Annotated in this window: 21 protein-coding genes; 4 read left to right on the top strand and 17 right to left on the bottom strand. The window is 51.3% G+C overall.

Annotated elements, in window-relative coordinates; translation table 11 throughout:
- Positions 1 to 26: 26 nt before the first annotated feature.
- The gene (locus tag ACKTS9_RS17270) at positions 27 to 2,006 is read right to left on the bottom strand and encodes an LTA synthase family protein (protein ID WP_407881901.1); all 1,980 of its coding nucleotides are present in this window, start codon (positions 2,004 to 2,006) and stop codon (positions 27 to 29) included.
- A 189-nt stretch (positions 2,007 to 2,195) separates the two neighbouring features.
- On the opposite strand from ACKTS9_RS17270, the gene ACKTS9_RS17265 reads away from it, so the two are divergent.
- Positions 2,196 to 4,286, top strand: a complete 2,091-nt coding sequence (locus ACKTS9_RS17265; RefSeq protein ID WP_407881899.1) for a glutamine synthetase III — start codon at positions 2,196 to 2,198, stop codon at positions 4,284 to 4,286.
- Positions 4,286 to 4,750 carry a methylated-DNA--[protein]-cysteine S-methyltransferase gene (locus ACKTS9_RS17260; protein ID WP_349215247.1) on the top strand — a complete coding sequence of 155 codons (465 nt, stop codon included), beginning with the start codon at positions 4,286 to 4,288 and terminating at the stop codon, positions 4,748 to 4,750. The genes ACKTS9_RS17265 and ACKTS9_RS17260 overlap by 1 nt, the downstream gene beginning before the upstream one ends.
- A 34-nt stretch (positions 4,751 to 4,784) precedes the next feature.
- On the opposite strand, the gene ACKTS9_RS17255 is transcribed toward ACKTS9_RS17260, so the two are convergent.
- From ACKTS9_RS17255 to ACKTS9_RS17235, 5 genes are all read right to left on the bottom strand, one after another.
- On the bottom strand, positions 4,785 to 6,563 hold the full coding sequence (locus tag ACKTS9_RS17255; protein WP_407881897.1) for a GtrA family protein: 1,779 nt from the start codon (positions 6,561 to 6,563) through the stop codon (positions 4,785 to 4,787).
- A gap of 147 nt (positions 6,564 to 6,710) precedes the next feature.
- On the bottom strand, positions 6,711 to 7,460 hold the full coding sequence (locus ACKTS9_RS17250; protein ID WP_349215245.1) for an RICIN domain-containing protein: 750 nt from the start codon (positions 7,458 to 7,460) through the stop codon (positions 6,711 to 6,713).
- A 156-nt stretch (positions 7,461 to 7,616) separates the two neighbouring features.
- Positions 7,617 to 8,201, bottom strand: a complete 585-nt coding sequence (locus ACKTS9_RS17245) for a TetR/AcrR family transcriptional regulator (RefSeq protein ID WP_407881894.1) — start codon at positions 8,199 to 8,201, stop codon at positions 7,617 to 7,619.
- A 2-nt stretch (positions 8,202 to 8,203) separates the two neighbouring features.
- Positions 8,204 to 12,220: an efflux RND transporter permease subunit gene (locus ACKTS9_RS17240; protein ID WP_407881892.1), complete on the bottom strand. Its 4,017-nt coding sequence runs from the start codon at positions 12,218 to 12,220 to the stop codon at positions 8,204 to 8,206.
- 260 nt (positions 12,221 to 12,480) lie between these two features.
- Positions 12,481 to 14,433: a D-alanyl-D-alanine carboxypeptidase family protein gene (locus ACKTS9_RS17235; RefSeq protein ID WP_349215242.1), complete on the bottom strand. Its 1,953-nt coding sequence runs from the start codon at positions 14,431 to 14,433 to the stop codon at positions 12,481 to 12,483.
- Between the two features lie 222 nt (positions 14,434 to 14,655).
- Between ACKTS9_RS17235 and htpG the strand changes: the two genes are divergently transcribed.
- Positions 14,656 to 16,569, top strand: coding sequence for a molecular chaperone HtpG (gene htpG / locus ACKTS9_RS17230; RefSeq protein WP_349215241.1), 1,914 nt, complete (start codon positions 14,656 to 14,658; stop codon positions 16,567 to 16,569).
- Positions 16,570 to 16,611: 42 nt separating this feature from the next.
- Here htpG and ACKTS9_RS17225 read toward each other — a convergent pair whose 3' ends face one another.
- Together ACKTS9_RS17225 and ACKTS9_RS17220 are read right to left on the bottom strand one after the other, a co-directional pair.
- Positions 16,612 to 17,205, bottom strand: a complete 594-nt coding sequence (locus ACKTS9_RS17225) for a hypothetical protein (protein ID WP_349215240.1) — start codon at positions 17,203 to 17,205, stop codon at positions 16,612 to 16,614.
- Positions 17,206 to 17,217: 12 nt separating this feature from the next.
- A complete protein-coding gene (locus ACKTS9_RS17220; protein WP_349215239.1) occupies positions 17,218 to 18,327 on the bottom strand; it encodes a THUMP domain-containing class I SAM-dependent RNA methyltransferase in 1,110 nt (369 codons plus the stop codon).
- 136 nt (positions 18,328 to 18,463) lie between these two features.
- Between ACKTS9_RS17220 and ACKTS9_RS17215 the strand changes: the two genes are divergently transcribed.
- On the top strand, positions 18,464 to 18,868 hold the full coding sequence (locus ACKTS9_RS17215) for a hypothetical protein (RefSeq protein WP_349215238.1): 405 nt from the start codon (positions 18,464 to 18,466) through the stop codon (positions 18,866 to 18,868).
- 37 nt (positions 18,869 to 18,905) lie between these two features.
- On the opposite strand, the gene hpf is transcribed toward ACKTS9_RS17215, so the two are convergent.
- The 9 genes from hpf to ACKTS9_RS17170 form a co-directional block, all read right to left on the bottom strand.
- A complete protein-coding gene (hpf, locus tag ACKTS9_RS17210; protein ID WP_349215237.1) occupies positions 18,906 to 19,430 on the bottom strand; it encodes a ribosome hibernation-promoting factor, HPF/YfiA family in 525 nt (174 codons plus the stop codon).
- A gap of 205 nt (positions 19,431 to 19,635) precedes the next feature.
- Positions 19,636 to 20,055 (bottom strand): S1 RNA-binding domain-containing protein, encoded by a 420-nt coding sequence (locus tag ACKTS9_RS17205; RefSeq protein ID WP_349215236.1) that lies wholly within the window; start codon positions 20,053 to 20,055, stop codon positions 19,636 to 19,638.
- Positions 20,056 to 20,125: 70 nt separating this feature from the next.
- A complete protein-coding gene (locus tag ACKTS9_RS17200; protein ID WP_349215235.1) occupies positions 20,126 to 20,428 on the bottom strand; it encodes an FtsB family cell division protein in 303 nt (100 codons plus the stop codon).
- 48 nt (positions 20,429 to 20,476) lie between these two features.
- Complete coding sequence (locus tag ACKTS9_RS17195; protein WP_349215234.1) at positions 20,477 to 20,962, bottom strand: hypothetical protein; 486 nt, start codon at positions 20,960 to 20,962, stop codon at positions 20,477 to 20,479.
- The gene (locus tag ACKTS9_RS17190) at positions 20,962 to 21,249 is read right to left on the bottom strand and encodes a YabP/YqfC family sporulation protein (RefSeq protein ID WP_349215233.1); all 288 of its coding nucleotides are present in this window, start codon (positions 21,247 to 21,249) and stop codon (positions 20,962 to 20,964) included. The genes ACKTS9_RS17195 and ACKTS9_RS17190 overlap by 1 nt, the downstream gene beginning before the upstream one ends.
- A gap of 90 nt (positions 21,250 to 21,339) precedes the next feature.
- Positions 21,340 to 21,585, bottom strand: coding sequence for an RNA-binding S4 domain-containing protein (locus tag ACKTS9_RS17185; RefSeq protein WP_349215232.1), 246 nt, complete (start codon positions 21,583 to 21,585; stop codon positions 21,340 to 21,342).
- Between the two features lie 80 nt (positions 21,586 to 21,665).
- Complete coding sequence (locus ACKTS9_RS17180; RefSeq protein ID WP_349215231.1) at positions 21,666 to 21,944, bottom strand: HU family DNA-binding protein; 279 nt, start codon at positions 21,942 to 21,944, stop codon at positions 21,666 to 21,668.
- Between the two features lie 130 nt (positions 21,945 to 22,074).
- Positions 22,075 to 22,767 carry a nucleoside triphosphate pyrophosphohydrolase gene (gene mazG / locus ACKTS9_RS17175; protein ID WP_349215230.1) on the bottom strand — a complete coding sequence of 231 codons (693 nt, stop codon included), beginning with the start codon at positions 22,765 to 22,767 and terminating at the stop codon, positions 22,075 to 22,077.
- Between the two features lie 216 nt (positions 22,768 to 22,983).
- The gene (locus ACKTS9_RS17170) at positions 22,984 to 23,358 is read right to left on the bottom strand and encodes a zinc ribbon domain-containing protein (RefSeq protein WP_349215229.1); all 375 of its coding nucleotides are present in this window, start codon (positions 23,356 to 23,358) and stop codon (positions 22,984 to 22,986) included.
- Positions 23,359 to 23,375: the final 17 nt, after the last annotated feature.

Here is a 23,375-nt window from a genome sequence, read left to right as displayed (position 1 = left end):
GCATATTGAGCCGTCATTTAAAAGGTTCACCGAATACTTTCCGCAGATTCTTTCATGCGCCCGCTGCGTAGAAGGTAACCGTAATAGTCCGTTTCAATGATTCGCGCTGAGTAGGTAAAACGTTGCTCCATTTCCCGGATGCACTGCTCCACTTCCTTTTGTGAAACAACCGCATCGTTCAAAGGCTGAATCTGACCACTGCTTGCATCGTAACAGAACCGCTCTGTGATAAAACTATGATCGGCAAATAACACCATGGGGGAAGTACCGGAAAACACATCGGTTCCCATCATCAGGCGGGAATCGTAAGGCAGACCAAACAGGTTGGAAAGCGTTGGCAGAATATCCAGACTGGAGCAAGGCACTTCTACATCCACCGGTTCCATGCCCGGTGTCCAGAGCAAAAAACCGTTTTCATAAAGTTCGAAAGGAGGCGCAAGGGCCTCTCTTCCCCGCAGCTGCGCATACTGTTCATTGGTCAGACCATAAGGATAATGATCTGCGCTCAGCGCAATCACGGTATTCTCCAGCTGCCCCGCCTGATCCAATCTGCTCACGAGAAGTGCCAGTGCATCCTCCAGTTCCATCTGACAGGCGATGTATGCGCGCACCTCTTCTCCATAGGGCAGATCTTCCACCTGCGCTCTGTGTTTGGAAGCCATTCGATTGCCCGAAAACGTGTACCCCAGATGACCGCTGATGGTCATGTAGTATACGTGAAACGTCTCTTCCTCAATGTAGAACGGCAGACTTTCCTCAACCATTTCTACATCTGATTCCGGCCATTGCTTGGTCAGATCGAGCCCGTTTCCCTGTCCGTAATAGACATATCCCATTGCCGGATAGGAACGGTCCCGATTGTAATAGGTGTAATCATGTCCATGGAAGGCAAACGCCGGTTTGCCCTGCTTTGCAAATTGAACGCCCAGTGCAAACGGCATGGAGTTGTCAGCAATTTCTGTGTAACTCCAAACCCCGGTTTTCGGCAGCAGTCCCGTGGTGGCTACAAATTCGCCATCGGAAGTGCTGACGCCCCACACGGGCGTATAGAAATTGTGAAACCGAAATCCTTCGGAATACAATTTGTGCAGCGTAGGCGTTTGAACCGGGTCGATCAGCGCGTCCGAAAAGCCTTCGCAGGTAAGAAGAATCAGATTTTTCCCCTGAAACAAGCCTGTGTACTCATTTTTCTGTGTCGGCGTGCGACTGCCGAACCAAGCATTCATCTCTCGAAAAAACGCATCTGTCTCCTCGGTATTAAAATCAATGGACAAAACATTTTCTCCCCACACTGTCTCGGGGGACGATACGGATACCGGATCATCCGGCAGATCTTCCACAGGTTTGGGTGTTTCCTGCATCAGATGCAAAAAATTGAACTTTACGTCCAGCGCCATGGTAGGCAAAAGTCCAAACGTTCTTAGAGATGCAGATGGTACGAACGACTGAAGCAACTGCATTCTGGGACTGACGGGCTCCCGTCCATCGGACAAACTCAGACAAAGTGCCAATGTGCACATCCAAATCGCGGTCAATAAAGAAAAGGCACACGGCGGGCGCTGCACGCGCTGCCAAAACCATTTCCGATATACGGTGAACATCAAAAGGAGTTGCACTGCAAACACTGTTAGCATCCCTGCGTTTTTTGCTGCTGCACGCAGTGCCACATCTGAAAATTCCAAAGCTTTTCCCAAGCCAAGAAGCGATTTCAGATAATAGGGAGTATGAAAAATGCTGAAGTAGATACTCTGCGACACATACAGCACGGAAACGCATATGCAAGCCGCACTTTGAAGCCCAAAAGCAGCTGTTTTCCGCTGCGGTAAAGCCCCCAACGCATGCAAAAGTGCGCCGCCGCACAACGCCAGCAAACATTTCGCCAAGGTAAATCCAAGATCCATGGTTACAGACAATATCAGTTCATCCCACAAAAGATAACCGACCATGAACAGCGTTCGCTTGCAGGCCGTCAGTATTTCCAATTGTTCCTGTTTCCTATTCTTCAAAACAACCGCCCTCTTTGATTCGCATCATTGTATCATTGTATGCAGATTCTGTGCATTCCGTCCATTTCCCGGGACTTTTGAACGCTTATTTTTCACTTGTGCGGGCGCTTGTATCATGGTAAAATATTTTTCGTGTAAAGCAGCTTAACGCGCCTTGCGCGCACAGCGACGAAGAGAGAGGGAAAAAGATTGGAAAAGGATACGTTCAGCCTGTTCGGAAGCCATTTGTTCGATGACCGCACCATGCGGGAACGCCTGCCGCGCAACGTATACGATTGTCTGCGCAAAATTCGGGATGAAAACCAGGCCTGGGACCCACAGGTAGCCGATGTGGTTGCCGGGGCGATGAAGGACTGGGCGATCGAACTGGGCGCCACGCATTATATCCATTGGTTCAGCCCCATGACCGGAACCGGGTCCGGCAAGCATGACAGTTTTATCGACGGCGTACGCGAAGGTGAGCCCATTATGCGCTTCTCCGGCAAAATGCTGGCTAAGGGCGAAAGCGACGCTTCCAGTTTTCCTTCCGGCGGACTGCGTGCCACCTTTGAGGCACGCGGTTATACTGCCTGGGATCCCACTTCTCCCGCATTTGTACTGGGAACCACCCTGTACATTCCCACCGCTTTCTGCGCGTACACCGGAGAGGCACTGGATCAAAAAACACCTGTGCTTCGCAGCATGCAGGTGCTGAACAAGCAGGCTCTGCGTGTTCTGCGTGCGCTGGGTGACACAGAGAGCGTATCTGTGCAGCCCACTGTAGGCGCGGAGCAGGAATACTTCCTTGTGGATAAGGAATTGTTCGATCAGCGTTTGGATTTGAAAGTAGCAGGTCACACGCTGCTGGGTGCGCTGCCGCCCAAAGGTCAGGAACTGGAAGACCACTATTACGGCAGCATCAACGAGCGTGTTCGCGCCTTTATGCGTGAATTGGATGAAGAGCTGTGGCGTCTGGGTGTCCCTGCCAAAACAGAGCACAACGAGGTCGCTCCGGGGCAGTATGAGCTGGCCAGCGTTTTTGCCACTGCCAACATCGCCTGTGACCACAACCAGATCATGATGGAATTGATGCGCAAGGTGGCACTGCGCCACGGTTTTGCCTGTCTCTTGGACGAAAAGCCGTTCGCAGGCATCAACGGTTCCGGCAAACACAACAACTGGAGCATTGTAAGCAGCACGGGCCGCAATCTTCTGGACCCGGGTGAAGAACCGGAAAAGAACCTTGTGTTCCTGGTTTCTCTTTGCGCGGTAATCACTGCCGTTGACAAGTACGCAGACCTGCTGCGCATGTCCGCCGCGTGCCCCGGCAACGAGGCGCGTCTGGGCGGCAACGAAGCGCCGCCCGCCATTGTCAGCATTTTCTTGGGAAATACCATCACCAATCTGCTGAAAGAGCTGGCGGAAGGCCACACCTTTGCCAAAGCTGCACGCGGAGAACTGCATACGGGCGTAAAAAGCCTTCCCCTGCTTGCGCTGGATGATTCAGACCGCAACCGCACCTCTCCGTTTGCTTTCACCGGCAACAAGTTTGAATTCCGCATGGTTGGCTCCAGCCAGAGCATCGGCCTTGCCAACGCCGTGACCAACGCAATTGTGGCCGACGTGTTCCATGACTTTGCGGACAAATTGGAAGGCGCACTGGATGTCGAAGCGGTTGTCCATGAGATCATTGCTGAAACCTGGCACGACCACAGCCGCGTGATCTTCAATGGAAACAACTACAGCGCCGAATGGGCCGCCGAGGCACAGCGCCGCGGTCTTCCCAATCTGCCTTCCATGGTAGATGCGGCTGGTGCATTCATCGACCCCAAAAACGTGGAAATGTTCCAGCGCACCAAAGTATTCACCAGTACGGAATGCCACGCGCGCTATGAGATCATGCTGGAGGACTATGCCAAGCATATTCATATCGATGCCTCTACAATGGTCTCCATGGTTGGCCGCCACATCGTTCCCGCCGGATACGAATATCTTTCCAGCCTGAGCCGTGCGGAATATTATACGGAGCAGAACGGATTTGCCTGCGCAAGCGCCAAAGCAAGTGTCGGAAAATTGTGTGTGACCATCGACCGGACCGTGGGAGCACTGGAAGCACTGCGCCGCGCCCTGGCTGAACTGGATTCCTCTCACTTGGGTGAACGTGCCCGTGCGGAGCGTTGCCGCGCGCTGGCCCGCAATGAAATGGCCGCGCTGCGCTGTGCTGCCGATGAGCTGGAATTGCAGGTTCCGCAGGCGCACTGGCCCATTCCCGACTACTGCACGTTGCTGTTTGATCTGTGATGAACATCCAATATCTCTCCACTCCGGTCGGCCGGCTTGTACTGGGTGCGGATGACAGCGGCATTTGCTGGCTGCGTCCGGGCGACGCGCCATCCGGTGCGCAGCTGGTACAGACGCCTCTTTTACAGACTGCTTCCATTCAGCTGGAAGAGTATTTTGCCGGACGCCGAAAAGACTTTGAGCTTCCGCTTTCTCTTTCAGGAACTCCTTTTCAGCGTGCCTGCTGGGATGCGCTGTGTGCGATTCCTTATGGCGAAACCCGTACTTATGCACAGCAGGCAGCAGCCGTAGGCAACCCCAAAGCCTGTCGTGCTGTTGGGATGGCCAATCATGTGAATCCGATAATTATCCTGGTTCCCTGCCACCGGGTCATCGGCTCAAACGGCCGTTTGACCGGTTATGCCTGTGGACTTTCGTTAAAGCAGTTTTTGCTGGATTTGGAAGCAGCACATCGCACAAAATAAAAGATCCCCTCTGTTGTTGAAACAGAGGGGATTTTTATTCCAATACGGGATTCTGCCGTTCCGTATCACGAAGGAAGGCGTCTCCGCAACTGCAAGCCATCACATTGACTCGGTGCGCCAATATCTGCGCAGCTTTTCGGCGCTCTTTACGGCCGGAGCCCGTGCAGTAGACTGGTTCTCCAATGCAGATTTTTCGATATGCCGAGCTGCAATGAACCGGAACAAATGCCAGCGGATGCCCGGTTTCTTTGCGGTAATACTGATCCAAAGCCAGAAATCCTGCGTACGTCTCGCCCATCAGGGAACCTGTATTGGCATAATCCACATCCGGGCAGATAACGATGCTTTCCCCCTTTAACAAAAGCTCCTGAGAAAGGCGCATCGTTTTGCGCACTGCAGCACTGCCACGGTAAACCGGAACCGCACCCACGCTTCGTAACAGCGGCGGTACCACCAATGATAAAAAACCTGCCGCCAAAAATGCGCATGGTTTCGGCCAGCCGAAACGCTCTGTAAAGGTGTAATGATAATACTGGTGAAAGCATTCCGTTCGATCGCAAAACACATGCAACGCCCACACATGAACCGTTTTATCCAACCGCACCACTGTGTGAACAGGGCCATACAGATTCTGATGGTGCACCACATACACCACCGGTGCGGCAGGTGACGTCCCTTCGCATTTCCAGCGAAAGAGAAATAATCGGACAAGCCTTTTGAACAAACGCCCAAATGTGTTCCAGTGGGGCATCGTTTCCTTTCTTCTGGCAAATACCCAGTGCAATTGAATCTGGTAGCTGATCACAGCCAGCACGATGTCCACCAGCAGTTTTGCCGCCATTTCATCCATCTGTGCGAAAACACACAGAAGATAAGCTCCGCCGATACTCGCTGCAAGCTGAAACAGCCAAAGCAGGTAATAACGCGGCAATGAACCGCTGAAGGATTTATCCTGCACATACGGAAGCTGCCGATTGCACAGATAATTGACGCCGGAAGAGATGGTGCGGGCCAATGCCGCCGCCAAAGTCAACCGCATGGCCAGCGGCATCCCCGCCAAAAGCAGTTTGACAAGCATGCAGTATACAAACACGTCCACCACCACGGAGAGCGCAGCAGCAGTACTGTACTGCACAATTCCGCTGAAAACACATTTCAAAATCGGCAGCGCATCCCGAATCGTGCGAAAGTGACTGCCGGAATTGTTGTCAAAATAGACTGTGTCAATGGGAACGACCGTAAAATCCAGCGCCTGTTGACGTGCAAAAAGCAGCATATTCAACTCATACTCGTAGCGGTCTCCCTTCAACTGGGCAATCTGCGCAAGATACCGCGGTGGCAAGCCGCGCAGGCCCGTCTGCGTATCTTTCAGGTCAATTCCATATACCACGCGCATGGCCCAGGACATCATTCGATTTCCCAGCGCACTTCGCCCCGGTGTATTCTTACCGAAGGTGCGGCACCCCAATACCAGCGTATCCGGGTGGGCGCTGAGAGAAACCTTTACCGCCGTTACATCCTTTACGGTATGTTGTCCGTCACAATCCACCGTAATCACACCGGGCAGATCGGTTTCCGCATCCAAAAGATACCGAAACGCTGTTTTCAAGGCCGCTCCTTTGCCCCGGTTGACCGAATGTGTCAGTACCGTACATCCCATCTGTTTCAGCGTTGAAAATATCGTCTCATACGCAGCACCGCTTCCGTCGTCCACAATCAAAGGCTTGGAAAAGCCGGCTGCTTCCAGCTCTTTTACATAGTCGATCAAACAGAATTCCGGTTCATATGCCGGGATTATAATTTGGTAATTCATGCCCCGCATCCTCCTCGTCTTTTATATAGACGAGCGTGAACCCGTGCATACGTCAGGCTTTTAGGCCATGGCGAAAGAATTTTTGGTTAACCCCCCCTTCAACAAAAAATCCCTCTCTCATACATATGAGAGAGGGATTTCATCAAATTATTTGCGCTGTTTGCTACGGTTTCCGCGTTTTACCGCAGGCTCTTTCTCCGGTGCCTTGGCAGGTTCCGCTGCTTTTTTCTCAACGGCGGATTTTACCGGCTCAACCGCTTTTTCTGCAACAGCAGCAGGCTTTGCCGTTTTCGCTGCTTTTTTCGCAGGTTCTTCCTTCACAGGCTGAGCCACTGTCTTCTCTACCGGTTTAGCCACCGGCGCTTTTTTTGCAACACGCTTCTTGGGAGCGGCTTTCTCTGCCGCCGGCTTGGCAGACTCGGATTTTACCGCCGCCTTTTTCGGCTCTTTCACTGCAGTCAATTTCCAGGTCTGCATTGCACCGTTCACATCATCCCAAATCTGAACGCGCGCACCGTTTTCCATGCTCATATCAACAATATCCAGAACTTTCCCGGATGCTTTGGACACAATTTTATAACCGCCGCGCACAGCTACAAACTGCCACAGCTGATTGTCTTTTCCGATGTAATCCCACTGATGAATCCAGCAGCCGTTCTCCGTGCCGGCCTGCGCAACATCCAGCACTTTCCCGGTCAGCTTATTCTCCAGTTTATACACACCTTCGGCCACTTCGACCGCCAGCCACTTCTGGCTGTCCACGCCGGTGCTCTCCCACAGCTGCACTGCCGCACCGCTGGCATGATCAAAATCGGCCACCTCCAGCACACGTCCGTCCTTGGCAGCAATGGTATAGCATGTATTTGAAACAGGTTTTTTACTCGTCGCTTCTTTCATAAAAATCAACCTCCTAATACTATTAAACACTACACCCCATCCCGCAGCTTTGTCAATCGCTTAAACATCGATTTGGCACCCTTAAACAAAGTCGACAAAAAACTCGCTCGGGATTTAGCTAAAATGCTTTCAGAAAAAGTTACAAAATCATAAAAATCAGCGTAAAGAACGCAGCAAAATTTGGATGGTATCCTGCTCCACTCCCTCTTCAGAAGGATGTGCACGCCGATAAGAAATATACCCGGTCAGTCCGCTGAATATGGCAAGCACTGCATAGCGCATGCTTTCCGGTTTACGCAGAACACCTTCCTCCACGCCCTGTTGCACGGTAAGTGCCAGCAACTCTTCCACTCGCTGCGCATATGAGCGGTTCATCCGTGTGCAAAACTGCTCCAGTTCATTTGTCTCGCCCGAACAAACAGCCAATACCTGCGCGCCTACATTCTGCATTTCCAGAACACGATCCGCCGCTCTTAACAGGACCTTGAGCCGCTCTTCAAAGCTTTGCGTCTTGCGCAGCGATTCTTCCAAATGCGAAAACTCATTTTCCAAGCGGTACAGAAAAGCCTTTGCAAAAATCTCTTCCCGGGACGAAAAATATTCATACAGGGTCCCTTTGCCGATGCCTGCCGCATCGGCAATCTGCTGTACCGTGATTGTGTGCAGGTCGCTGTTCTGCGTCCAAAGGCGCAGGAGTCCTTCGTAAATCTGCTCTTCTCTTTGAGCGCGTCTGTTCTGCATGCTCATTCCTCCTGAAGGCCATTCACTTCACGGGCCGCGTCTTCCGCAGCATCGTCCAATTGCGGATCATGCAGCGGTCGTTTCATCATAATATCGTATAAAATCGGCACAATCACCAATGTGAGCAACGTGGCATAGCTCAAGCCGCCAATGGTGACAATGGCCATCGGCTGCGTCATTTCCGCGCCCTGGCCGACACCCAAGGCCATCGTGGACATGGCCAGAATGGTAGTCAGCGCCGTCATGAGCACCGGACGGATTCGGGTGCGTCCTGTTTTTACAATGGCTTCCCGCCGGGTCATCCCTTCCAGGCGAAGCTGATTGATACTGTCCACAAATACGATTCCGTTGTTGACAACCACACCCGACAAAACAAGGAAGCCCAGCATTGCAATGATGGACAGTTCTTTTCCCGTCACCAAAAGTGCCAGCAAACCACCCGTAAATGCCAAGGGAATGGTGAACATAACAATAAACGGACTCATCAAACTCTGGAACTGTGCGACCATAATCAAGTAGATGAACACAATGGCCAGCGCCATCATTTTCAGCAAATCCAGCATCGCGCTGTTGATGGTTTCGTTCTCGCCGGAGAGGGTGACCGTATAGCCATCCGGGACCTCGTATTCGTCCAGTGTTTTTTGAAGTTCTCTGCTTACCAGACCAATGTTGTGTTCTTCATCGACACCCGCAGTCACAGACATGGTTCTCACGTTGTTTTCACGGTTGATGGCAGGAACGCTGTCCGTTTCTGTTTTGGTGGCAATTTCGGAAAGCGCCACGGTTTTCTCTTCTCCGTCCTGACCGGTCACTGTAAATGTGTACTGCATAATGCTGTCACGCCCCGGCAACGAAGCAGCGTCCTGAATCACAACGACCGGAACATCATCTGCCCCAATGGTCAGCGTTGTCGCACTGGTCTCACTTTGGAGTGCCGTTGCCAGTTCACTGTAAACCTGAGCGACCGTCAGCCCATACTGCATGGCCTTTTCCTTATCCACAGTAATGCGCGTTTCCGGGTTTCCGGTCACTTCTTTTTCCGAAACATCCAACACGCCTTCTGTTTCGTGCAAAATCGACCGCAAATCTTCCGCAATCGCATTCATCTGGTCCAGATCCTGCCCTGTAATTACCAGTTCGATACCGGACCCGCCCAGCATGGACAGATCCATGGTGGATTCCGTCACATCCACCGTGCAATCCAGGTCGCTGACAGACTGATCGATCTGATTTTTCACATCTACGTTGGTAACATCCCGATCATCAGACAAAAGAATATAAAATTGAATACTCCCGGAAGAACTGCCTGTCATTCCTCCCATGCCAGACCCCTGCATGGCACCTACGGTCTCCACACCTTCCACCTGTGTGATTCGGGCCATGACTTCGTCGGCCATGGCATAGGTCTGCTCCTGAGTGGATTCCTCCGGCATGGTAAGCGTCGCGGACATCTGCGGGCTGTCCATGCTGGGAATAAAAGCGGTCCCCATTTGTGTGACCATAACACCGCTGAAAACCAGCAGCGCGAAAGCACCACCCAGAACCGGCGCCTTATGCTTAAGTGCCCAGCGCAAAACCTTTTCATACCGGTTCACAAAGCCATCGAACAACTTGTGCTCTTTCTGTGTGGAGCTGCGCAGGAAGCTCGACCCCATCGCCGGTACCAGCGTCAATGCCACTACCAAACTGGCCAGAAGCGAATAGGCAATGGTCAGGCCCATATCGGTAAACAGTTCGCGGGAAAGGCCCTGCGTAAATACAATGGGCAGGAAAACGCAAATGGTCGTCAGCGTCGAGGCAAAGATTGCACCGGCAACCTGCGTGGCTCCACGTACGGCCGCTTTCGTGGCAGGCATTCCTTCAGACCGCAGACGATAAATATTTTCGATGACTACAATGCTGTTGTCCACCAGCATACCAACGCCCAGTGCCAACCCGGACAGACTGATCAGATTCAATGTGACGCCTGAAAAATACATCAGTGTAACGGCACACATCAGACTAAAGGGAATGCTGCACGCCACAATCAGCGTGGGACGCGCATCGCGCAGGAACAAAATTAAAATCAGAATTGCCAGCAGGCCGCCCCACAACAGGTTGGACAACACACTGCTGACCACCAAATCGATGTAATCGCCCTGATCCATCAGCGGGGTAATATGCAGGTCCGGATTTTCCTGCTGCAGTTCTTCAATTGCATCGTTGATTTTACCGGACACATCTGCTGTCGACGCCGTGCTCTGTTTTTGAAAACTCAGTACCACACCGTCGTTTCCATTTACCTTGGCATAGGTCTCTCCCGCGTTGTCCGTCAATTCTACGGCAGCTACATCACGCAGACGAACATCGCCGATACCGTCTACATCCAGATGCATCAAGACGGTGTTCCCCAATTCTTCTACACTCTGGAACGCATCACCCACTTTTAACAGATACTGCTCCCCGGATTCATTGATATAGCCGGCCGGCATGTTAAAGTTTTGAGCCATCAGGATATTCGCCAGCATTTCCTGCGTCAATACGCCGGAAAGATCTGCCTGCTTGTACGCCTGATCCCGCGCCTGTTCAAACTGTTCCTGTGCTGTTTTCAGCTGCTCTTCGGCCTGCGCCAGCTGACTTTCTGTGTTGGACAGTGTCACCTCGCCCTTGGTCAGTTCATTCACCGCGGTCATTTTACCGCTCTCCAGCGCAGCATATCCTTCCTGTGCCTTTTTCAGCGCCTCTTCCAGCTGCGGCTTCATTGCGGAAATAGTAGCAAGTCTCGTAGCAATGTTGCTCAATTCTGTATCAATTTCCGCCATACGCGCAGGAGCCTTGTCGGCCGCATCTTTCAGCTGACGCAAACTCTCCTGTGTCAAATCAGCCAATTGCGAAACACCGCTGGAAATCGCCTGCTGGCGGAAGGCTTCGAAAGTCGCGGCGTCCATCGCCAACAGATCTTCCACGCTTTCCGGCATGGTGGCTACCGACCGAATTGCACTGGAGATTTTTTCCGGAAGAGGTATCGACGGATTTTCCAGCAGCGCGAGCACCTCATCAAAGTTTTGTACCTGCACGCCCAACGCCGCCAAAGCCTGGTTCACCTGATCAACCACCTGCTGCTGAGCACCTTGCTTTGCAGCCAACAATGCGCTGCTCAGCGTATTGTAACCATCCAGCGCCTGCTGGTATCCTGCTTTTTCCGCTTCAAATGCTTTCTGATTGGCTGTCAGCGATGTCTCCTCACTGAGCATGGCGGAAACCTGTGCCGAAGCGCTGTCCACCTGTGCACTCGCATCTGCCAGCTGGCTCAGTGTAGAATCTTTCTTTTCGTTCAACGCCTGCTTTCCCTGCTCCAGCTGAGCTTTTCCGCTGTCCAGTTTTGCCTGTCCGTCACGCAGTTCCTGCTGGGCGTCTGCCAGCTCACTGTCCACGCTTCCCAGAACGCGGTCATTCAGCGCATCGATCTTGCTCTGATCCAATGTCACCGAGACCTGCCGCTCTACCAAACCGGTTGCATCCACGCTGGCCACGCCGCTCAACCGCTCAAATTCCGGAATCACGGACTCCTGCGCGTAATCCGAAACCTGACCGACATCCATTCCGTTTACGTCCACACTGGCGATCATTACGGGCAGCATATCCGGGCTGATCTGCAGCAGCATCGGCGTACCGACTGCATCGTCAAGCTGCGCTTTCACCAGATCCACATTGCTGGATAATTCGATCATAGCAGAATCCATATTGGTCCCCTGCTCAAATTCCAAAATGACCAAACTGGAGTTTTCACTGGAGACTGACTGCACGTTTTTAACACCGCCTGTTGTTCCCAGCACCGCCTCCAGCGGCTTTGTCACAGTCATTTCGATTTTTTCCGGACTCGCACCGGCGTATGTGGTGACTACCATCACATACGGCAGTTCAATACTGGGCAGAAGATCGGTCGTCATTCCCATAAAAGAGACCACACCCAATACCAAAACCAAAACGACTGCTACCAAAACAGTAAACGGTTTTTTGACGCTGTAATGAGACAGCATAATTACCTCCCTGCCGCATATTCGGCTTAAAGAAAAACTGACCGACCAGTCGGTCGGCTTTTTCATTATAGCACCCACCAAGATGAATAGAAAGCACTTTTTCCACGAAAAAATGTAAAAATTTTATTGCAAAACAAAAGGAGCGGCATCTGGGATGCGCTCCTTTACACGCTGATTCTGTTTGTCGATTTTTCCGCCCATACACTAAAAAATCTGCCGGAACATCCGTTCCGGCAGATTGCATTCAGATAAAAATAGCCTCAGGCTGCAGAGCTTGCGTCAGAAGATGCCGGCGCGGTGGAATCCTGCGCCAGATACTGTTCCAACGTCAGGCCGCTGGCCTTAATTTTCTGTGCCTGCTCCACACCTACATAGCGCCAATGCCAGGGTTCCGGATCAAAGCCCGTAATCTCCTTGGTTCCTTCCGGATAGCGCTCGATAAAGCCATAATTGGCTGCATTTTCCGTCAGCCACTGATACTCGGCGCTGGCACGATAAGCGGCATCATCATAACCGGAGACAGAGCTGGAGAAAATGTCGGCAGAGAGGCCCAGGTTATGCTCCGACGCACCCGCCGGGCAATCCGTATAACCAGCATTGTAGTTGGTCGCCTGTGTATCATAAGTGCGGTAACCCACCTTCAGGGTCAGCGTATATCCCGCATCCTTTGCCGCGCTCAAGAGCTGATTGAAAGCATCCGCCGCACGGCTGTCCACCGGGACGCCACCTACATCTGCAGTCGTAATGGCATCGGTCTCTTCCTTGGACAACACATTGCTGCGATTTACCAAGCGCATATACCACTCATCGCGCGGAATCGTATCCACCGGCTCCGTGACAACGGAACTTGTCGAAGAAGCATCGGGAACAGAAGAACTGGCCATGCTGCTGGAAGTGGTTTGAGAAGTAGAATTCCCCTTGTCATCTCCGCCGCCCAAAAGTTTGGTCACCAGAAGAACGACCAGAACCAGAATCACCAGCGCAATGCCAATGATCAGCGGCATTTTGTTGCCGCCTTTACGGCCACCGCCCGAACCGCCTTTGCGGCCGCGGCGCGGCATGTCCTCTTCATCGTCCTCTGTGTCTTCGTACTCGTCCTCATCGGGATCCGCATCGTACAAGCCTGCAAACAAATCGTCTTTCACGTCAGAGGGTGCCGGTTCGCCATAGCTTTCTTCGCTCGCCTGTGAAACCGCCTGATCAAAAGCACTGAAATCAATGGGGGCGATTCCGCCCAAATTCTCAGACTTGGGCTCCTGCGGCTGCACCGGCTCCAGGGGCATATCAAACGAAAGCTCTTCTACTGCAGGTTCCGGTTCCGGCTGAGAGAAGTCCAGCGGAATTGTCTGGGAAACCGGCTGCTGAACCTCGGGTTCCGGTGTTTTCTCCGGCATCGGAGGCTGTGCATCAAAATCAAAGGCAGTCGTTTTGTGCAATTCAGCAGGCTCAAAACTCATGGGCTGAACCGGCGCGGCCGGTTCAAACACACGGGTAGCCTCTTCGCCCGCCTGAGAAGGAACATCCTTTTGATCGGAAATTGCCTGGTCCAAAAGCTGTTTCCACTCAGGCTCTGCCTGCTGCTGAACCGGTTGCGCCGGAATCGGCTCAATCGGAGCACTGGTCATTGCCGGCTGCTGCACCGGCTCCACCGGGGCAGGCTGATCGACAACAACCGGTTGCGCTTTGGCCTGCCGGAAATGATCTACGTTCCAATCAATCGGCTTTGCCTTTACCTGACGCCGAAGCGGTTCCTGACGATTGGTAGAATTAAACACCGGCAAAGAACCCGTCGGTTTTGCCGGAGCAGCCGCATGAGGCATTTCAACAGAAATCGGTTCTGCCTCATCTGCAGCCTGTGCAGATGGAACATTTTCTGCCGGCTGAGCAAAATCCAAAGGAATTGCATCTTCCGCCACCGGCTGGTTCGACTCTTCCTCCGCAAATAAGCTCTGGAAGACCATCTCTCCGATATTCTTTTCTTTTTCCTTATCCTGCGGCACACTGGGGGCAGCGGGCTTCGCTGCCACAGGCTGTTTCACATCGAAAACCTGTGTCGCATCACTGGTACTTGTGGTTTCGGCTTCGGGTGCGTCGTCAAACAGATTCAACTCCTGCATCCCCGCAAACGCATCGTCCATCGGTTTGTCGTTGCCGTTGGAACCAGCGCCGCTTTCCGGCTCACCGGAGAAAAAATCTATATTGGGATTCGGCACAAAAACACCGCCTTTTTCTAAGTTTATATACTATATATAATAGCGCATTGGTTTATGTTAAGCAAGTATTTTTCCAGAAATGAAGCATACAGCCCGGCCTTTTTCTTCTCTTTATGAAGATTTTTTTAATTTTGCTAAAATCTCTTGCAGTTTCCTTTTGATTGTTGTATTATGAATTAGCACTCATGCTTTTAGAGTGCTAAGATTTAGGAGGCATGTTTTATGGCAGTAAAGCAATTCAAAGCCGAATCCAAGCGGCTTCTTGATTTGATGATTAATTCCATCTATACGCACAAAGAAATTTTCCTGCGCGAACTGATCAGCAATGCCAGCGATGCCATTGATAAGCTGTATTTCCGCAGCCTCACCGATGACAGCGTTGCGCTGAAGAAAAAAGACTTCGAGATTCGCCTTTCCCCTGACAAGGACAAGCGTACGCTTGTCATCTCCGACAATGGCATTGGTATGACCAAAGAAGAGTTGGAGCAAAACCTTGGCACCATTGCCAAAAGCGGAAGTCTGGACTTCAAGCAGAACAACGAAGCCAACAATAAAGTGGACATCATCGGACAATTCGGTGTTGGTTTTTACTCTGCGTTCATGGTTGCCAGTAAAGTAACGGTGATCAGCCGCGCCTTTGGCACACAGGAAGCCTGGAAATGGGAATCCAAAGGAGCAGAAGGTTATACCCTGACTCCTTGCGAAAAAGCCACCGCCGGTACGGATATTATTCTGGTTATTAAGGAAAACGAAGGCGACGAACATTATGACGAATATCTGGACGACTGGCGCCTTGCGGAAATCGTGAAAAAGTATTCCGATTACATTCGTTATCCCATCAAGATGCTCCGCACCAAGAGCCGCATGGTGGAAGGAACCGACAAGGATGCGGACGGAAATTACAAAACTCCGGAATACGAAAATTATACGGAAGATGAAACGCTGAACAGCATGGTTCCCATCTGGAAGCGGGATAAAAAGAAAGTATCGGACGAAGAATACGCTGAATTCTACAAGCAGAAATTCACCGACTGGTCCGATCCTGCCAAGGTCATCCAATCCAAGACCGAAGGCACAGCCACTTACAACGCATTGCTGTTCATTCCGTCCCGTGCGCCGTTCAACTACTACACCAAAGAGTATGAAAAAGGGCTTCAGCTTTATGCCAGCGGCGTGCTGATTATGGATCGCTGCGCCGATCTCCTGCCGGACCATTTCAGCTTTGTAAAAGGTCTGGTAGACAGCCAGGATTTGAGCCTGAACATCAGCCGCGAAATGCTGCAGCACGACAGCCAGCTGAAACTGATCAAGACCACGCTGGAACGCAAGATCAAAAATGAACTGTCTGCCTGGCTGAAAAACGACCGTGAAAAATACGAAGAATTTTTCAAAAACTTCGGTCTCCAGCTGAAAATGGGCTGTTATACCGGCTACGGTGCCAATAAGGACCAGCTGCAGGACCTGCTTCTGTTCCACAGCGGAAAAGAGAACAAATATGTCACGCTTCGTGAATACGTGGACGCCATGCCCGAAGAGCAGAAATACATTTATTACGCCGCCGGCGAAAGCTGCGAAAAGCTGGCCAAACTGCCCGCTGCGGAGCGCGTGTTATCCAAGGGATTTGACATTCTCTATCTGACGGATGATGTAGACGAATTCGTTCTGCAGATGCTGCGCGAATACGACAAAAAAGAATTCCGCAACATTTCCGGTGATGATCTGGGGCTGGAGAGCGAGAGCGAAAAAGAAGAGCTGAAAGCCCAAAATGAAGAGAACAAAGACCTGTTTGCGGCTATGAAAGAGGCATTGGGTGACAAGGTCAGCGAGGTGCGCTTGTCGCAGAGACTGGTAAGCCACCCGGTCTGCCTGTCCAGCAGCGGACCGCTTTCCATTGAGATGGAAAAGGTATTGAACAATATGCCCACTCAGGAAAAAGTAAAAAGCCAGAAAGTTTTAGAAATCAACGGAACGCACCCGGTGTTTGCTGCATTGCAAAAACTGATGCGCGACGGCGACAAAGAAAAGCTGGCAACTTACAGCGAATTGTTGTATGATCAGGCACTTCTGATTGAAGGCCTCACTTTGGAGGACCCTGTCGCCTATGCAAATGCTGTTTGCAAACTGATGACGGAATAACAACAAAAAACCGCCGCCCGAATTCGGGCGGCGGTTTTTGTCTTAATAATAATAGAAACGTGATACGCTGTATCCCCAAATGGCAAACAAAACCCACAGGAATATAAAAAGTGCCCAACCAATCAGTTTTACAATCAGAATTCCACGTGCCAGATTGCGCCGATTGGGCCGCATGGAACGCTCAAATGCCCAAATCAACATGACGATCCATCCTACCAAAGGAATATTGCCAAGTACCAGCATACCTACAATGGTTCCGAGGCTCAAAGGCTCTGGCGGCTGCTGAACCGGATACGGCATAGGACGCCCCTGTTCATAATACGGCGGCTGCTGAACCGGCGGGTAGCCGCCGGGCATATATTGAGGTGCCGTTCTCGGTGGTTCCTGGCGGGCCGCTGCGGGTTCCGGCTGGACCGGCGGTACGGCCGATGCGTTCGGGTCCGGCTGCGTGGCAGGCTCTGGCTGGACAGGAGCCGCACTCGATGCGTCCGGTGTCGGCTGCGCGACGGAATCTGGTTGGGCCTGAGTCGCAGTCGGCACAGTCACGTCTGGCTGAATTTCACTTTTAGCTCCGCAGCGAGGACAAATCGCATCCTCGTCTTTCATTGGGAAACCGCAATAAATACAATAATGCATTGTACGCCCTCCTCAAAAATACATATAGACCTGACAGGGAATCATTCCGTTGTAAAGTTTGCGGCGTCGCTTTGCCTTTTTGCCAAAATGTGTCTCAAAATCCGCATCAGCGGTAATAATATAGGCACCACGCACAGGATTTTCTTCCAGGCGGCGGCCCAGAATCCGCTCCAGTTCAGCCGCTTGCTGCAAATCACCCAAGCGTTCACCATACGGCGGATTCGTAAATACCATACTTCCTTTTGCGGGCGCGAAACGACTTACGTCTGCCTCAAAAAAGCGGCAATGCTTTTCCACCCCCGCCAGTTTAGCATTCGCTGTTGCCAAACGTACCGCCGCCGGATCGATGTCAAAGCCGATTCCCTCAAAGGTGCAATCCTTTCGGATTTCACTCAGCGCCTTTTCTCTCTGCCGCGCCCATGCCTTGGGGGAAATAAAAGCATAGTGTTCTGCAGCAAAACGTCTGCGCATGCCGGGAGCCAAATTCATCGCTTTCATGGCTGCTTCAATCATTAACGTGCCGGAACCGCAAAACGGATCCTGCGCAACTGTATCCGGATATATGCGTCCCAGATCCACAATTGCAGAAGCCAAGGTCTCCTTGATGGGTGCAAGTGTACTGTTGCGCCTGTACCCGCGCTTATGAAGGCCGTCACCAGAAGTATCCAACTGAATTTCCGCTATGTTTTTCCGAATGGAAAAGCGAATTTTGTAAACGGCCCCTGTCTCAGGCAGGACCTGCGTATGATGGCCGCGGCGCATCCGCTCCACTACCGCCTTTTTCACAATGCTCTGGCACGCCGGGACACTGGACAGCTGGCTGGAAAGACTGCTGCCCTTCACTGGAAAAGCTGCATCTGCCGGGAGCAGCTCCTCCCAGGGAATGCTGGCCGTCAAATCAAACAACTCGTCGAAGCTTGTGACCTTCCCTGTCTTCAACAAAAGCAACACGCGCTCTGCACAACGGCTCCACAAGTTGGCCGCACACAGAATGTCTTCGTCTCCGTCAAAAGAAACTCGTCCATCCGTAACGGTTACATTCTGTGCCCCAATGCGTTTAAAATCGTACGCGGCCGCGCTCTCCGTTCCAAAATAGCACGGAGCAATCATATGATACTGCAAATCAGATTCCTCGTTTTCATTTTTGTTTTAGTATAACATAAAACCACGTCACTGACCAGTTTTCCAAGCGCCAAATCAATCAAATGAAATAAATTCTTTGCTTCATCCGTATTTCATGCAAAGGAGGTGCCGTTGTATGAAAGTTCGCCGGCGTATCGGTTTTATTTTCGTTGCATTGATTCTTATCGCAGGAATTCTCTGGTGGTTGCTGAGCGGGCGCCATCCGTACGCAGATCTTCGTGCGGATCAAATACAGAGCGCATCCGTGCGTCTCATCCCACCCAGCGTACAATATGAGCTTTCTGCCGATCAGATTGAAGACCTTTGCCGTCAGATGCAATCCGTCGTCATATATCGCACATTTTCGCCCGAGCCCATGGCAGGTCAGTTTGTAGAATTCACGCTTACTTTTCAGGACGGGACCGTACACACGGTACAGCCGTTCGGAACTCTCATCTCCCTTGACGGAATCTTTTACCAAACCGCTTACGAACCAAGCGAAGCACTGAACCAATTTGCCAACCAACACATTCCCACATAAAAAAGGGGGCTTTCGCCCCCTTGTTTTTTTGAGTAGGTCAGCGCTCTGGAACCAACAGGCCGTATGTGCCGTCTTTACGGCGATAAACCACCTGTACTTCCCCTGTATCGCCATCGCGGAACAGGAAAAACGCGTGACCCAGCATATTCATTTCCAAAATAGCCTCATCTACTGTGCACGGCTTCACCGAAAAATGTTTTTCGCGAATCACGTGGTACTCGTTCTCCTCCGGCTCTTCCTCTTCCTGAGCAAAGGCCTCTACAGCCGGCTGATATACACGATTTTCCAGTTTCTTGCGATTCTTGACAATTCTACGCGTCAAAAGATCCACGGCCGCATCGAACGCATCTTCCATGCGGTCGGCTGACTTCTCTGCCCGGCTTACGAACCCCCGGTCGCGTACGGTCAATTCCACCGTTTGCCAATCTTTCTCAACGGTTACAGTCACCTGTGCCTGCGCCTCCGAAGAGAAGAATTTATCAAGTTTTGCGAGCTTTGTCTCCACGCGCTGTTGAAACGCCTCTTTCAGATTGACCTTGCGTCCTGTGCATGTGATTTTCATAAACCAAAGCCTCCTTTGCGGTTTGAAAAAGAACGCTCATGCTTTCTTTTTCTATCTTCATTATAACACTCCTATCTCCCATACGCAAGGCAGGCAAAGGCATAGTTTACAGTTTATTCTTTATTTATACAATTTTTTTGTCTAATTTATCCACGCGGTTCAAACAAAAAAGGATGCACCCGCCGATGCATCCTTTTAAAAACAATCAATGACCTCTGCGTGAATACCCGCCGCCGCGCCGGGCCTCTGTCACGCGACGCAGATCGGAAATTTTTTCTTCACTGCGAGATTTAAACTGGCTCATCATGTCCTCAAAGGACAGATTGGTCTGGGGAGCCGGTGTACGCGGCTGCCATACGCGGCCCGTATCTGCCCGTGTGGGACGAGGACGCGGCTCCGTCCGTTTGATGGAAAGCGCAATTTTTCCGTCCGGTGAAACGCTCAGGATCTTGACCTTAACGATCTGACCTTCATTGAGCACATCCGAAAGCTCCTGAATGTACTCATTGGAGACTTCGGAAATGTGAACCATTCCGGTCTCTCCACCGGGCAGCAAAACAAATGCGCCGAATTTTTTTACGCCGGTGATCTTACCCTCTACGATGCTTCCTACCTCTACTGCCATGGAATGATAGAACTCCTTTTATTTAAAATGCAAAGCCGCACGGCTTTTAAAGTGGGGGTGGAGACGGACCTTAATTGCCCGACATGTCGATGAAAACACGCTCATTGGGTAACGCATAACCCAATTTTGTGCGGGCAAGGCGCTCCATATAAGCCGCTTCATCATCTGTATCCAACGTACGCTGCAACTCCTCGTTTTCGGCTTGCTGTGCCGAAACCTGCTGATTGACATTGTCAAGCTGCTGGCGCTTGGCAATAATTTCCATCTGTACAGAAATCAGCGATACACCCAGATATACGCAAACGCAAACAAGCCCAAGCCGAATTGCCCAAGCTGAAAACTTTTTCTTTTTCTTTTTCGCCGTACGCTGCATTACCGATGGATCGCCTTTCCCTGTTTTGCAAGGTTTTTGTCTTTTGCATTATTTAGAATTATACAACACTCGGCCTGTGTTTTGCAACCTTTTCTTGTTGACCTGCTTCATTTTTTCCAGTTTCTTTACATGCCTTTTTGTCCCGCGTGCTTTTGCGCATCGAAAAAGTCTCCGCCAGAAAGGCGCAAACACATAGCGCCCAATCCATTGGACCGGAAAAGTCAAAGCCCGCCAAAACATCGCCCTCATTTTTTCTAAAAACGGCCCCAGTGCAGAACGACAGATCAAAAAAGCACTCACACAAGCAAGCAGATCATACCAACGCGGAAGGCCGGAATAGAAACGGCTTACGGCAGCACTGCGCAGCATTAAAACGCCGCTTATACAGCAGAACACATCAGAAAAGGCCAAGGCAACCGCACTTTGGCCCAGCACAAACCGAAGCCCCGAATATATCAGACACAAAAGGCACCCGAGACCTGCTGCCAAAAAGGCGTCTCTGAGCGCCATTTGAACGGGAATGGCCGCGACCATTACCGCACCAACCTTTTGAACAATGATGTGCCTTTTTCCTTTTTGACTGTATACTGCACATATTCTATGGCACCGCTGATTCGCACTTCTCCCGTCTGTACGCTGAGTTCGCTGACCTTCAAACCTTCTCCGCCGATGGTCAGCATTCCATATTCCGTATCCAAGCAAGCCGTGAGTTCATCATAGGACAAAATCGCCTGGATTCCTGTGGCCGTCAGCATGTTCCGGTTTTCCAATATTACATTATGCGGCTTCTTTCCACCTGCTGTCATGCTTTTCTCATTCATGTTCTTTTCACCTGCCTTCCGTTCATTCTATGCGCACAGCAGGTGCTCTATGCAAAAAAGTCTATGGAAGATATCTTCCATAGACTTTTCTTATTCCGACAGAACAGTGTACATTTCTCTTGCTACATCCTTCCCCGTAGGGGCTTCTGTAGAGACCACTTTTACCTGAACCGGGCGCTGACCAAAAGCAATTTCAATGATGTCGCCTTCCTTGACGGCGTAACTTGCCTTCACCGGACGGCCATTCACCAAAATGCGACCGGCATCCGCCACTTCATTGGCAACGGTGCGGCGCTTGATCAGACGGCTTACCTTTAAATATTTATCGATTCGCATATGCACTCTCCTCCCTATGCGGGATAACATAACAAAAAGCCCGCACCGCGGCAATGCGCAGAGCGGGCATAAAAAGCAGCTTATTTACCGGAAACAGCGTCCTTCAAAGCTTTGCCTGCTTTAAACGCGGGCACAACCGTCGCTTCAACCTGAACCTCTTCGCCGGTGCGGGGGTTCACAGCCGTACGAGCAGCACGCTGACGGGGCTCAAAAGTACCAAAGCCCACCAGAGCAACTTTATCGCCGGATTTCAGCGCATTGGTAATGCCGTCCAAAACAGCTGCAACTGCCTTCTCTGCATCCTTTTTGGTCAACTCTGCATCGGCAGCAACTTTCGCAATCAGTTCAACTTTTGTCATGTTGAAAAACCTCCAAATAAAAGCATTGATGATTTCGTTTATATCCACAAAGCGCTGAGCGCCTTGGATAAACCTGTTCTGTTTCTTAGTGTGGACCAGACTGTATTGACTCAAACAAATCGACATAAGTTCACGGCTGGGACACACTGTACAAAAACGCCCGATTTTCACGCTCCAGCGCTTCCTCTGCATCGCATTTGACCTGGCGGCCCAAATCCGCTGCGTCGAACAAAAGGCGACCCAACACATCGGATATGTTCTGCACATCGCCCTGCTCCGCTGCTTTGCAGAATTCATCTGCGTTTTTCTTCAGCGAAGCTGTGGTCTCCTGTGTGCTGCGACCCATTCCATGCGAAGCAGCCCGCTTGGAAAGTTTTGTTGCCCGCATTAACGCTGGCATCGCCTGCGGAACACTGGCCAAATCTTCCGCAACAGACTCGCGATGTTTTTCCTGACGTTTCAGCGCCTCCCAATTTTGCAGCGCCTGCTCGGGGTTGTCCGCTTTCACATCACCAAAAATATGAGGATGACGGTAAATCAGCTTTTTGCAAATACCCGTGCACACATCTTCAAAGGTAAAGCGGCTTTGCTCCGTTTCCATCTGCGTGTGGAGCGCCACCTGCAAAAGAACATCGCCCAATTCCTCACAGAGAAGATGTGCATCCTCCAAATCAATCGCGTCCGCTACCTCGTACGTTTCCTCAATGAAATTCTTACGGATCGATGAATGCGTCTGTACTTTGTCCCAGGCACACCCGTCCTTTGGGTCCCGCAAAAGCGCCACAATGCGCAGCAGGTCCTCCATGTTATACCGTTCTTTCATTTCAAAATCCTGCTTCAAGGCCGGTTCCGCCCTTTCTGGTCTATTCTACATGATAGCCCCTCTGAATGCAAGGGTTTTTCCGTTTTTTCACGAAAATAAATCATTCCGAAGTGCTTTTGCAATCGACAAACTTTTAAAACTTATCTTTTCTGCCTCTTTTTGTGCACAGACGAGCGTTTTTTCTTCTGCCAAATCCATGCGCGAACGCTTGGATTATCAGAGGCCGTTCCCACACCGAGGACAAAATATGGCCCCCGGGTCGACCTCCGCGCCGCATTGGGGACAGTAGGTAGTCACCGTTTGCTGCGGCTGGGGCTGTTCTTCCTTTGGCAGTTGTGCCAACGCTGCCAGTTCGGCTTCCACTTGTGCCACGACCTGGACGTATCGATCGATCAGCTCCTCATTGGTTTCACCGTTTTTCCGCAAAGAATAAACCAGTGCACCCAGCTGCCGCTGCGCTTTCGCCAGTTTATTCTCCAGTGCCAATTGATCGACCTGTTTTTTCCCTTTCTGTACCAGGTCTTCTGTCACCCGGGCAGCGCCGTCCGCCAGAGTGGCAGCGCTTTCTTTCAGCTTATCAAATGAAATCACAACAACACCTCCATCGT

The sequence above is a fragment of the Owariibacterium komagatae genome, from assembly GCF_045865535.1.
Classification (GTDB): Bacteria; Bacillota; Clostridia; order Oscillospirales; family Ruminococcaceae; genus Ruthenibacterium; species Ruthenibacterium komagatae.
This window is presented reverse-complemented; position numbering and strand designations above follow the sequence as displayed.